Annotated in this window: 11 protein-coding genes; 7 read left to right on the plus strand and 4 right to left on the minus strand. The window is 46.5% G+C overall.

The window, feature by feature from the left end:
- Positions 1-173: 173 nt before the first annotated feature.
- A complete protein-coding gene (locus ACRRSY_RS06930; protein WP_432453916.1) occupies positions 174-830 on the minus strand; it encodes a tRNA-uridine aminocarboxypropyltransferase in 657 nt (218 codons plus the stop codon).
- 79 nt (positions 831-909) lie between these two features.
- Positions 910-1,275 carry a hypothetical protein gene (locus ACRRSY_RS06935; RefSeq protein WP_432464664.1) on the minus strand — a complete coding sequence of 122 codons (366 nt, stop codon included), beginning with the start codon at positions 1,273-1,275 and terminating at the stop codon, positions 910-912.
- 256 nt (positions 1,276-1,531) lie between these two features.
- Between ACRRSY_RS06935 and ACRRSY_RS06940 the strand changes: the two genes are divergently transcribed.
- Positions 1,532-3,022, plus strand: a complete 1,491-nt coding sequence (locus ACRRSY_RS06940) for a DUF2867 domain-containing protein (RefSeq protein ID WP_432464665.1) — start codon at positions 1,532-1,534, stop codon at positions 3,020-3,022.
- A gap of 114 nt (positions 3,023-3,136) precedes the next feature.
- On the opposite strand, the gene ACRRSY_RS06945 is transcribed toward ACRRSY_RS06940, so the two are convergent.
- Entirely contained in the window at positions 3,137-4,189 is a 1,053-nt protein-coding gene (locus ACRRSY_RS06945; RefSeq protein WP_432464666.1) for an aldo/keto reductase, read from the minus strand.
- A gap of 329 nt (positions 4,190-4,518) precedes the next feature.
- Here ACRRSY_RS06945 and ACRRSY_RS06950 point away from each other — a divergent pair, with 329 nt between their 5' ends.
- Complete coding sequence (locus tag ACRRSY_RS06950; protein WP_432464667.1) at positions 4,519-6,885, plus strand: helicase-related protein; 2,367 nt, start codon at positions 4,519-4,521, stop codon at positions 6,883-6,885.
- A gap of 106 nt (positions 6,886-6,991) precedes the next feature.
- Here the strand turns inward: ACRRSY_RS06950 and ACRRSY_RS06955 are convergent, their stop codons facing one another.
- Complete coding sequence (locus ACRRSY_RS06955) at positions 6,992-7,528, minus strand: cytochrome b (protein WP_432464669.1); 537 nt, start codon at positions 7,526-7,528, stop codon at positions 6,992-6,994.
- A gap of 169 nt (positions 7,529-7,697) precedes the next feature.
- On the opposite strand from ACRRSY_RS06955, the gene ACRRSY_RS06960 reads away from it, so the two are divergent.
- From ACRRSY_RS06960 to yajC, 5 genes are all read left to right on the plus strand, one after another.
- On the plus strand, positions 7,698-8,360 hold the full coding sequence (locus ACRRSY_RS06960) for a SanA/YdcF family protein (RefSeq protein WP_432453910.1): 663 nt from the start codon (positions 7,698-7,700) through the stop codon (positions 8,358-8,360).
- Between the two features lie 10 nt (positions 8,361-8,370).
- Entirely contained in the window at positions 8,371-9,336 is a 966-nt protein-coding gene (locus tag ACRRSY_RS06965; protein WP_432464670.1) for a serine protease, read from the plus strand.
- 77 nt (positions 9,337-9,413) lie between these two features.
- Positions 9,414-10,460, plus strand: a complete 1,047-nt coding sequence (gene queA, locus ACRRSY_RS06970) for a tRNA preQ1(34) S-adenosylmethionine ribosyltransferase-isomerase QueA (protein WP_432456194.1) — start codon at positions 9,414-9,416, stop codon at positions 10,458-10,460.
- Positions 10,461-10,502: 42 nt separating this feature from the next.
- The gene (gene tgt / locus ACRRSY_RS06975; RefSeq protein WP_432453908.1) at positions 10,503-11,627 is read left to right on the plus strand and encodes a tRNA guanosine(34) transglycosylase Tgt; all 1,125 of its coding nucleotides are present in this window, start codon (positions 10,503-10,505) and stop codon (positions 11,625-11,627) included.
- Positions 11,628-11,729: 102 nt separating this feature from the next.
- Entirely contained in the window at positions 11,730-12,068 is a 339-nt protein-coding gene (gene yajC, locus ACRRSY_RS06980; protein ID WP_432453907.1) for a preprotein translocase subunit YajC, read from the plus strand.
- Positions 12,069-12,091 lie beyond the last annotated feature (23 nt).

Consider the following 12,091-nt stretch of genomic DNA (forward strand, 5'->3'; position numbering starts at 1 on the left):
CACAATAATGCGGCTAAGCCTAGTGACAAATTGCCGCAAATCAAGTTTTGCTTGATAACGTTTTCAATGCGTGAACTAGTTCACGAAACGTTCGGCTATTTTCTCGTGTTAGGGCGGATGTTAGAGCGTTTTCTACTGAAATGTACTCTTAGTAAGTTAGTGAAATCATTCAACTAATGGTTTCTTCCGGCCAAAGTTAATTGTGTAAATTTAATAAAACGCTGTTCCAAATATTGTGCGTTTTCTCTTTCATCATTTAAGGCGAGTAATTGAGCTGCCACTTCCGCAGTTGCCCATTGTGTTGTGATTGAACTAGAACGTAATCCATAGTTTGAGGCTGTACTGGGATGAATCGATATCACTGGAAATTGTTCCAACCAAGGACTTTGGTGAAACATTTTCCGTGCTTCTCGCCAGCTACCATCGAGCATAATGAACAGCGGTTTTACCCCTTGAGGCAAGCTGAGTTGGTAATTGACTCGCTCTGGTGGGCAAAAATGAGCAGGAAAAACCACATAGGGCTGCCATTGCACTTGTTGGCAAAGAGTGAGTAGCTCTTGACAGGCTTCGGTTCGTTGCCAAATAAAAGCGTAAGTATCAGGGATCACATCGGCGATAAATCGCCCAGTATTGCTCGGCCGAAGCACTTCTTTATTATGCATTAGCAGAGCGAAGCCACTTTGGCTCGCCTGTAATCTGGCTTGTGCGCAGAAGCAATGTGTTTGTGGCAGCTGGCAAATAGCACAGCGGGCTCGGCGGGCACCACGGCCCACAAATTGGGTGGTGGCTGCGGCTTTGCGCTCAGCATACAATTTTAAGAAACGGTTCACGACACGCGGCTCTACGTTATTCAATCAAGGGGCGAGTATAACCGAGCTTAAATCCAAGCACTATGTTCACAAAATCGACTTAGCGAAATAAATAAAGTCGAGGATAACCAAAGTAACGTCGGATCCGGTGATGTTGAAATAATAAGGCTGAAACGAAATGAAGGAGGCCGATAGCCCCAACAACAATCGCTATTTGTAACCATGCTTGAGGCAGGCCTTCTCGTTGAATGTAGATTTGGACGACGCGGTTGATCCACTCGCCACACAATAGCAACATGCCCGCCTGATTGAGCCTTAGGCAAATAGGATGTTTTACTAAGACGCTGCATAAGCTCAATACGCATAGCAATACATAAATCAGTTGCTGTGCTTGATAAAAATGAATCGCACTGAGGAGTAAGCAAAGGCAGCAAGGGCTGAGTAATAAACGGGGATGAGAAGTCATTCAATTACTCTATTGGCTAAAAATGGTGTTGCGATTGTGAATAGCTGTTTTATTCAAAGTACTGATTTAAATCAATATATTTATGTTTACTAGCGCAGTTTTTGTGAAAGTAAGCGTTGGCTCTCACTCTAAGTCGTTCTGGTTTGGCTAGGGGGAACCGACCCGTCGCTATTTTGTGCAATCGGCTGTTGTTTGAATGCGCTATGATAAGCATTAGGGCAATATCTCAGTCGTCGTTTAATGGAGAGTTATCACGATGCGGATCTTAGTGATTGGTGCTTTTGGTACTGTTGGTCGCCAGTTAGTTCCGGCTTTAGTTGCTGCGGGGCACCAGCTGAGGGTGAGTTCTCGTGATGCCAATAAACCTTGGCCTTGGTCTGATTTGAGCTGTCAGCGCGTCACCTTAGATTTACTACAAGCCAATAGCTTGCCTTCGGCCTTGCTTGACATCGAGTTAGTCTATTACTTAATGCATGGCATGAGTGATGGGCAAAGTCACTGCGATCGAGAGATTCGCGCGGCAAGGCATTTAGCCCAGGCGGCCTCAGAAGCTAGCGTCAAGCGAATTATTTATTTGGGTAGCTTAATATCGGCTAAACCAAAATCAGAGCACATGCTAGCGCGGATTGCGACTGGCCAAGCCTTAGCGTCCACTGGTCTTGCGGTGACTGAGTTGCGAGCGGGGATCATTATTGCGCCAGGATCCGCGGCTTTTGAAGTGATGCGGGATTTAGTGGGACATATGCCTGTGGCGCTTGTCCCTCGGGCGATTGAGACCTTAACGCCGCCGATTGCCTTGAGTAACTTATTACACTATTTATTAGCTTTGGCGGAGTTGCCAGAGACCGCAGGTAAGGTGCTGGATGCGGCGGGTCCAGAATGGCTCACTTATCGACAGTTAATGTTAAAAATTGCCAAGGCTTTGGCGGCGCGGATCAAGATTATTGCTGTACCGGGCTTGCCGATCCGTTTGGCTTGCCTGGCTTTAGGCTTGATTACCTCGGTATCGCGCGAATTGGCAACGGCTCTGATTGCTGGGCTTGCTGAGCCGTTGCAAGCGAAACCCGATGAGTTACGGCGCTTAATCCCGCAACATTTATTGTCTGTTGATCAGGCAATTGCTCAGGTACTTCAAGAAGAGCGGGTGCTCTGTTATCCAAGTCGTTGGCGAGATGGTGTGCCAACTTTTCGAAAGTTTTCTCCCTTGCATGGTTTTTACGCTAAGTCAGCCAAACAGCAGCTTGTTGCCGTCGCCAGTCCGTCAGCTATTTGGCAAGTGGTGAATCTACTTGGCGGTAAGCATCGCTATTTTTATTTGAATAGCCTGTGGGCTTTACGCGAGTGGTTCGACTATATATTTGGCGGCCCCGGAAGAGAACATGGCCGAACTGATTACTTAAATCTGAATGTTGGTGAGCGGGTCGACTCGTGGACTATCTTAAGCGCCGAAGAAAATCGTTGTTTGGTGCTTGGTTTCGGAATGAAAGCGCCCGGTGGTGGTGGGATGCAAATTACTATTGAGCCGCTAGATAGTCAGCGTAGCCGTATAGAGGTGGGCTTATACTGGCATCCCGCAGGATTTTGGGGTTTGGTTTATTGGTATTTCTTTGCCCCTTGGCACCGATGGCTGTTATATGGCATGACTAAGAAAATGGCTTCGCTGGCGGAAAATAATGAGCAGGTTGAAGCGGCCTTGCGTAAATCGAAAATCCATTCAGGATCTACCGATGAAGGCCGCTTTGGCTGAATACAGATTTTGACTTTAGACCAGAACACCGAGTGCCCTAGTGATAAGCAACCGTCGCTGAAATCATTGGCGGTTGCTTATGGGGTGTCCAAATCCGATGTTTTAAGCTGCTGCTTAGAAGGGGGCTGGGTAGCGAGTTAGCACTTTACCTATATCGCTTAAGGCCCGAGAGCTAAGTGGTTTCGAAAAGGCCAAAATATCTTCTTCCAATTGCTGCATGTTGGTTGCGCCAATAATGGTAGAGGTGACTCCATCTACTTGGTCACACCAAGCCAAGGCGAGTTGCGCTGGGGTGTAGCCATGTTGCTTGGCAATCTCTACATATTCAGCAACCGCTTCGTGGCAGAGCTCGGTATTACGGAATAGACCCTTACGTTGAGTTAGTGACCAGCGACTCCCTTCTGGGCGCTGCCCATTGGCATATTTGCCAGTGAGTAAGCCTGTACAAAGTGGGGACCAGGGAAGATAGGCGATTTGTTCATGCACACAGTTCTCGATCAAATATGGCCAATCCTTGGTTTGTAGCAGGCTAAACTCATTTTGAATGGATACCATTCTCGGTAAATTATGGCTTTCGCTCAACTTAAGGTAGGTATTAACTCCCCAAGTGCTGTCGTCGGATAGACCACAATGGCGAATTTTACCCGCGTCAATACAACGTTGTAATCCTTGTAAAATATCGAGCATTTGGGCTTGGTGATCGGCCGCGTCTAACTGAGTAAATTGGATTTGATTTGGCCAGTGTTTTCCAAAGTGAGGCATTAAGCGATTTGGCCAATGTAATTGGTATAGATCAATGTAATCGGTATTGAGCCGTTGTAAGGAGGCGTCAACTGCGAGCTCAATGGCTTTTGCATTAATTGGCCCACCGTCGCGAACCCATTCAATGCCTGGCCCAGCAATCTTACTCGCGATAATCAAATCTTTACGCTGGTTTGGATTTTCTTTGAGCCATTGGCCGATGATCTGTTCGGTTTTTCCGTAGGTCTCTGCGGTTGGAGGGATGGCGTACATTTCGGCTGTATCGATGAAATTCACGCCTTGACTGATAGCATATTCAATTTGTTGATTTGCGTCTTGTTGGTTGTTTTGTACACCCCAAGTCATACTGCCTAGGCAAACTCGCGATACCGATAAATTGCTACTTCCTAGCTTCGAAAAATTCATGGATGTTCCTACATCAACTAAGTACTTAAATAATATATTACCGTATCAGAGGGTGATTAAAATAGTCTGAACTTTGGATAAAGCAATCAAGTGTTACCAGAAGGTTTTATTTTATTGTCTTTTTTACCGGTTTTATTCAAGCAAGTTTGTCTTGCCAACGCCTGGCAACCTAAGATGGGGAGGGCATTGAGGCTTGAATGAACAAGCTTCATCTCTTGCGGAGCTGAAAATGGTCCATAAAACCAGCATGACTTTTCTAAAACTAGTATGTCAGCTGAGCTAGGGGTAATATTTGGCCATTATTTGTTGTAGATAGATGTGGGCGTTTGGTGGTTCGGGCAGAAACAAGATCGTTACCGATTGATAGTATTAAGTCGAAATTTTTATCGGATTTAGCGGATAATCATGTGGTGGTGGAAGCGGCTACTGGTTCAGGGAAGTCAACTCGTTTACCTCGTTGGGCGAGTCAGTTTGGTAAAGTTTTGGTGGTGCAGCCCAGACGAATTGCTTGCGAAGCTCTGGCGGCTTATGTGGCGCAGCAAGAGCGTGTAGAACAGGGAACTACCGAAGTTGGCTATGCCATTCGCTTTGCTTCCACGCTGACCTCGACCACCGACATTGCCTATGTGACACCGGGTATTGCCTTGCATTGGTTGGCAGAAAATAACTTAGCCAATTATGCAGTGATCATGATCGATGAGTTTCATGAGCGTCGTTGGGATAGTGATTTATTACTCGCTTTAGTGAAAGATTTACCATTACGGATCGTCGTGACGTCGGCGACTTTGGAAGGCGCGAAATTATGTGATTATTTGGGAGCTAAAGCGATACAGGCCCGTGGACGCGAATACCCCGTGTCGCTCAGTTATATCGCCAAACAAGCCCATCATTTACCCGACTTACAGCATTTGACCGAACGAGTAAGCGCTTGTGTTGAACAAGCCATGCTTAAAGATGACGGCGATATTTTGGTGTTTTTACCGGGGCGCGCAGAAATTCAAGCCTGTCAAACCAGCTTGTCGGGAATCGATGCCGAAATCTTACCTTTGCACGCCACCATTAGCGCCTCAGAGCGTCAGTACTTGCTAACGGCAATCGATGGGGAGCGAGCACGCCGGGTGATCTTAGCCACCAATGTGGCCGAAACAAGTTTAACCATTCCAGCGATTAGCACGGTGATTGATTCAGGTTTAGAGCGGCGAACCAAGCAGCGGGCAGGGCGTACGGTGCTTAGCTTAGAGCGGATTTCACGAGCCAGTAGTGAACAGCGTCGTGGTCGAGCTGGCCGGGTGCGCTCGGGTCATTGTTATCGTTTGTGGGGCGAATACGCACCTTTTGAAGCGGTCACTCCACCACAGATGCAGCGTGAAGAACTGCTGGAACCGATGCTGTTTGCTGCGAGTTGTGGCAAAGCACTCACGCAGTTAGCATTTCTAGAAGCTTTACCGGATAAATCGTTACGGATCGCGAGCCAAAATTTAGCCAAAATGCAGGCTTTGGCGAGTGATAGTCAATTGAGTTCGCTGGGCAAACGACTAATGAATTTACCAATTGATAGTTATTTTTCTTATCTGGTTAATTTAATGCCGCGCGGGGCAGAACAGGAAGCAATGCTTGATTTGACTGCCGCTTTAACCATCAATCGTCGTTTGTGGCAGAAACCCAAGACGGAACATGGTTTGAAACAATTACAGCAGTGGCAACCGCTGGCTTGTGATATGACTGCAACCATCAGTTTGTTGCGTGGCCATTCTTGGCCCGAGGCGTTACAGCTGAACCTTGAAGCCTTAAAGCAAGCGAAGGAAATGGCAGAACAACTACGCAGCGTGATGGGGTTTGCCAAATTGAAACAGGCTCGGCCTTATCGTCGAGAGCTGATTATTGAGGCTTTATTAAGCGGTGCCAGTGAACAGGCTTATGTGCGCCGAGCTAAGCGTCATCAGGCGATGGGCAATGGTTATGCTGAATTACAGGTGGCTAGAGAAAGCTTATTTGATGATGAGCAGGTGGCTGCATTGGTGTTAGATCAATACAGCACGCCGGGACGTGGACTTAAGCAACTGACAAATATTGGCCTATGCTTGTTGCCAGTAAGTATTCAACAATTAATGCGGCATCAGTTAGGCGAGTTGAAGCCCAGCGGTGAGTTGGACGGACAAGGCCAGCAGTTGATGCGGCGCTATTATGCTGGTCGATTCATTGGGTCTGAATATTTGGCGCTAACGGCAGCACAATATCGCCGCTCACTTGCCAAACGGATCTTAGCTCGGCAAGAGTTGTCTTTTACTGAGCTGAGTCTACAACAAGATGTTGATGCCTGGAATTTATGGGTGAGTCTCGGTGAAAAAAATGGCGGTGGCTCCGGTGAGCCCATTGATGCCGAGCTTTGGCTAAGTGAACACTTACAGCAACTTGGACTGGAGAGCGCCGAAGATCTTTGTCTTATTGATGCTAAGGATCTCACTTTTCCGGGGATCCCCGAATGGCAACGTGCAGCATTTGAACAAGCTTTTCCTCAAAGTCTACGCTTAGCCGATCTTCGTGTGCAGGTCGAATATGAGGTTCGCGTTAAGCGAGTGACGCTTCACTATCAAGCGGGGCGACGTAAAGATGGTCCTAAACGCTGGGAGTTGCCGAGTTGGGCTGGCTGGCGGGTGTTTTACCAAAAAGCCAGTAAACGCGTTGCGTTGACTTAGGGTTTATTCATGTTATTCGCTGCTTGTTGTGAAGCGCTAGTCGATGCTTCCAAGGCAATACAGCCGATTGAGCGAGTCAATCAGCTGGGGAATCTTGGTATACCGCTTAACCGGAGGTGATGCGCTTAAGCGTCTCGTCTTTGACCACAAAATGGTGATACAAGGCGGCTAATATATGTGCCGCTAATACTAAGTATAAAACGGTTGCCGCAACCTCATGGATGGTCCCACTAATACTGTTGATGGTCGGTGATTTTTCGGCCCAACCACTAATGGTAAAAAAGTCGAAAAAGTTGATGTTATGTCCACCTGAAACGGACATGATTACGCCGGATATTGGCATGATTAACATGAGTAAATACAAGGCGTGGTGACCTAATTTGGCGAGGCTGAGCATTAACCCCATCCCCAGAGGGACAGGCGCTGCGCTGATTCTATGCCACACTATTCGCGCTAACACACATAACAATAGCAATACGCCGATGGCCTTATGCAAACCGATCATCTCCCATTTATCAGGACCTCTCTGCATTTCGTCCATGTATAAAGCAATGCCAATTTGAGCTATAAATAATGCTGCCATAAGCCAATGAAATAGCTTTGATATCATACCAAAATGGCTCGTGCTATTTTTTATCTTCATCAGTTATTTTTCCTTGAGACGGTTTGTTGATTTAATAAACAATTAATACTTGGGAGTCAAGCGGCTTGTTTGTTATATGGAACATGACGAAAGCAAAAAGCTTATGTTTATTCGATGCTTGAGCTTGTGCTAGCATGGTTGACCTTGTAATTATGGGCGGAGATGTACATTGAAACAATTTCTTGGCGTATTGCTGCTGGTTATCGTAGCGATGTTGCTAAGTCTCGTTGTCATCGACCGTTATATTTCAAAGCAAGTCGCCGGTCAGTGGTTTCGTGACATGGAACAGCTCCCTGCGGAGCCTGTGGCTCTGGTGCTTGGGACCAGTAAGTATGTAGGTAAACGGCTTAATACCTACTATCAGTTTCGTGTGGAAGCGGCAGCAAAACTCTACCATACCCACAAAGTGCGCGCATTGATCCTCAGTGGCGATAATGCCACCCGCTACTATAATGAACCTATTACCATGTTAAACGATGTGTTGCGGTTAAATGTGCCACGCGAGAATATAGCTTTGGACTATGCAGGCTTTCGAACCTTTGACTCAGTTGTGCGGGCAAAACAAGTATTCGGGCAACAAGCCTTGATTATTGTTTCTCAGCAGTTTCATGTCGAACGGGCTTTATACATAGCAAATCAATACGGTATTGAAGCCTATGGCTATGTGGTGGATGATGCGCCTTCTGAGTTTCATTGGCGAGTGCGTTTACGAGAAGTATTGGCTAGAGCCAAGGCTCTAATAGATTTACATATATTTAACACCCAGCCCCACTTCTTAGGTGACCCAGAACCAGTAAACTTACGCGGAGGTGACTCAACCCCCGAACTTTAGGACCAGTGCAATGCTTAAAAAGTTGCTTGTTGTCTTGTTGTTTAGCGTGAGTTTTTCTGTTCAAGCGAAACTTGAATCACCTTCTATTCCTATTGTGACCCCCTTTATTGTTGGTGGTTATGATGCTCCCCAAGTTTACCCGTGGATGGCGCAGGTCTTTTTAGGTAATGTGCGGTGTGGCGGGGTATTAATTGCAGAGTCATGGGTGGTGACGGCTGCGCATTGTACCTATCGGTCTTATGCTCCCAACGCCCAGGTTGCGCCAGAACAGGTTACGGTGGTGTTAGGCGGATTGCTACGAACCACTCCCCTCGATGCGCAGTCGGTGACGGTGAGTGAAATTTATCAGCATCCTCAGTATATTAGTCCCACCATGGATGGCCCCAATTTTGATTATGATATCAGTTTGTTAAGGCTGTCGGAGTTTCAACAAGGTGAATTCCCGATCATTAATCTAAATATGCTTAGTGAGAGTTCCATGCTGGGAAGTTTTATGACGGTGATTGGTTTTGGCAGAATTAATTCCGATCCTTTTCATCCGGTATATCCCGATGTATTGCAGCAAGGTAACTTGCGTTTAATCAGCCCTCAACAATGTGCTAATTATTGGGGAAGCTCAAAATTAACCGATCGAATGTTTTGCGCCTACGGCACCGATCAGGATGCTTGCGCAGGGGATAGCGGTGGTCCGGTATTTGTTAATCAAGGAGAAGACTATCGTTTACTCGGGATCGTGAGTTGGGGGAGTCTCGCTTGTCAGGGGCTCCCTGGCGTTTATACGGATATTGGGCGTGTTTGTGGTTGGATTAGCGATATTCTCAGCCAACAGGATAATATTACTATCGCTTGTGCCGAGATAGCACCTAATGCCTCGTCTGATAGTAGCGGTGGAGGCGCTGCAGCTTGGTTGCTGGTGTTGAGCTTACCGCTTTGGCTATTCAGGAGGGGGCGATTAGGTGCTAATTCACGGCGCTAAACCTTGCTATTACTGACTGCAATCACTAAAATCCTTGGCTTGTAAATTATTATTCATGCCAAAGAGTTGTACCTGTGATGCGCGTTGCCGATTTTTCTTTTGACCTTCCCGATGAGCTGATTGCTCGTTACCCAAAACAGCAACGCCGAGATAGTCGTTTACTTTGTCTCAATGGTCAAACGGGCGAGGTGCAACACCAACAATTTCCAGATTTGTTGGAGCATATTCAAGCTGATGATCTATTGGTGTTTAATAATACCCGAGTGATCCCAGCCCGTTTGTTTGGCCAGAAAGCGACGGGTGGCAAACTAGAAGTACTTATAGAGCGTGTGCTTGATGAGCATCGAGTATTAGCCCATGTTCGTGCTTCCAAATCGCCGAAACCGGGCAGCGAAATACGTTTAGCGGATGCTTTTGATGCGACGATGTTGGCCCGTCACGGCGCTTTATTTGAACTGCGTTTTGATGACTCAGCGACGGTCTTAGAATTACTTGAACAGCATGGTCATATGCCGCTTCCCCCCTATATCGATCGTCCTGACGAAGATGCCGATAAGGAACGCTATCAAACGGTTTATAACGAAAAGCCGGGCGCGGTTGCGGCCCCCACCGCCGGATTACATTTTGATGAAGACTTACTCGCACAGATTAAAGCCAAAGGCGCAGATACTGCCTTTGTGACTTTACATGTGGGGGCTGGTACTTTTCAGCCGGTGAAAGTTGAATCTATCGATCAGCATGTGATGCACTCTGAATATGCCGAAGTGAGCCAAGCGGTGGTGGATAAAATTGTTGCGACTAAAGCAAGAGGAGGGCGGGTGATTGCAGTTGGTACCACTTCGGTACGCTCTCTAGAAAGTGCAGCTAAAGATGCAAAGCTTAAAGGGCAGGCCCTGCAAGCCTACGCTGCAGAAACCGATATTTTTATTTTCCCCGGTTATCAATTTGAGCTAGTGGATGCGATGGTGACCAATTTCCATTTACCCGAGTCAACCTTAATCATGTTGGTGTCAGCCTTCGCTGGCAAAGATAACGTTAGCCGAGCTTATCAGACGGCTATCGATAACCAATACCGCTTCTTTAGCTATGGTGATGCGATGTTCATTACCAGTAAAGAAGCATAATTTAACGACAGTCGGACTGTTTATCTGACCTTGAGGCAAGTAATGAAATACCAGCTATTAGCAAAAGACGGCAAAGCTCGCCGTGGCCGTTTAGTGTTTGAACGGGGGAGTGTTGAAACACCAGCATTCATGCCTGTAGGGACTTATGGTACCGTAAAAGGTATGACCCCTGAAGAAGTATCACAAAGTGGCGCTGAAATCCTATTAGGCAATACTTTTCACTTGTGGTTGCGTCCGGGACAAGAGGTGATGCGCGCGCATGGCGACTTGCATGACTTTATGAATTGGCAGGGGCCAATTTTGACCGATTCCGGCGGTTTCCAAGTCTTTAGTCTGGGTGATATTCGAAAAATTACCGAAGAAGGGGTACATTTTCGAAACCCGGTCAATGGTGCAAAGATCTTTTTGAGTCCTGAAACGTCTATGGAAATTCAAAACGATTTAGGTTCCGATATCGTGATGATTTTTGATGAATGTACACCTTATCCTGCGACTGAAGATGAAGCCGAAAAGTCGATGTTAATGTCGTTACGCTGGGCTGCTCGTTCACGTCAGCGTCATGATGAGTTAGGCAACAAAAATGCTTTGTTTGGGATCATTCAGGGTGGAGTTTATGAGCATCTACGCGATGTTTCTTTGGAAGGTTTGACTCAAATCGGTTTTGACGGTTATGCCATTGGCGGCTTAGCTGTCGGTGAACCGAAAGAAGATATGCACCGCATTCTTGATTATGTTGCGGTTAAGGTTCCTGAAGATAAGCCTCGTTATTTAATGGGGGTTGGTAAACCCGAAGATTTGGTGGAAGGTGTACGCCGTGGCGTGGATATGTTTGACTGTGTTATGCCGACACGTAATGCGCGCAATGGTCATCTATTCACCAGTGACGGGGTGGTGAAGATCCGTAATGCACGCCATCGTGACGATACCAGTACCTTAGATAAAGAGTGTGATTGTTATACCTGTCAAAATTATTCTCGTTCCTACTTGCATCATTTAGATAAGTGTAATGAAATCCTTGGCGCTCGTTTGAATACCATTCATAACTTGCGTCACTACCAACGTTTGATGCAAGGTTTACGTGAGGCGATAGCCGACGGTAAGTTAGACGATTTTGTAGCCGCGTTTTACGCCAAGTTGGGTCGAGAAGTCCCGCCTTTGGCTGATTAATGCTCGATTGACCAGTAAAGCCTTGTTTTTGCTTGGTCAGTCTCCATTTAATAAGATAGTTGTTTTGTATCTTAGTTTTTTTAATTAGTAATGAGGGTAACAATGAGCTTATTTATTTCTCCAGCATATGCCGAAGGCGGCGCCATATCACCAGCTGGTGGTGGCATGGAATTAATTTTCATGATGGTCATCTTTGCGGTGATTTTCTATTTCATGATTTATCGTCCACAGTCCAAGCGTGTAAAAGAACATAAAAACCTAATGTCTTCCTTATCTAAGGGTGATGAGGTGCTAACTACCGGTGGTTTGGTCGGTAAAATCATCAAGATTTCTGATGAGGCGGATTATCTGCAACTGAGCTTAAGTGATGACACTACAGTCACCATTAAGCGCGACTTTGTTTCAGCGGTTCTGCCAAAAGGCACGTTGAAATCTCTGTAGTTACAAATTTGTCACTAGGGATA

It is taken from the genome of Agarivorans sp. QJM3NY_33, assembly GCF_050870865.2.
Taxonomy (GTDB): Bacteria; Pseudomonadota; Gammaproteobacteria; order Enterobacterales; family Celerinatantimonadaceae; genus Agarivorans.

Excerpts from the sequence above, each read along its gene's own strand:
- ACRRSY_RS06935 (WP_432464664.1), bottom strand. The coding sequence starts at position 1,275 with ATGACTTCTCATCCCCGTTTATTACTCAGCCCTTGCTGCCTTTGCTTA.
- ACRRSY_RS06940 (WP_432464665.1), top strand. The coding sequence starts at position 1,532 with ATGCGGATCTTAGTGATTGGTGCTTTTGGTACTGTTGGTCGCCAGTTA.
- ACRRSY_RS06945 (WP_432464666.1), bottom strand. The coding sequence starts at position 4,189 with ATGAATTTTTCGAAGCTAGGAAGTAGCAATTTATCGGTATCGCGAGTT.
- ACRRSY_RS06955 (WP_432464669.1), bottom strand. The coding sequence starts at position 7,528 with ATGAAGATAAAAAATAGCACGAGCCATTTTGGTATGATATCAAAGCTA.
- ACRRSY_RS06965 (WP_432464670.1), top strand. The coding sequence starts at position 8,371 with ATGCTTAAAAAGTTGCTTGTTGTCTTGTTGTTTAGCGTGAGTTTTTCT.
- queA (WP_432456194.1), top strand. The coding sequence starts at position 9,414 with ATGCGCGTTGCCGATTTTTCTTTTGACCTTCCCGATGAGCTGATTGCT.
- tgt (WP_432453908.1), top strand. The coding sequence starts at position 10,503 with ATGAAATACCAGCTATTAGCAAAAGACGGCAAAGCTCGCCGTGGCCGT.
- yajC (WP_432453907.1), top strand. The coding sequence starts at position 11,730 with ATGAGCTTATTTATTTCTCCAGCATATGCCGAAGGCGGCGCCATATCA.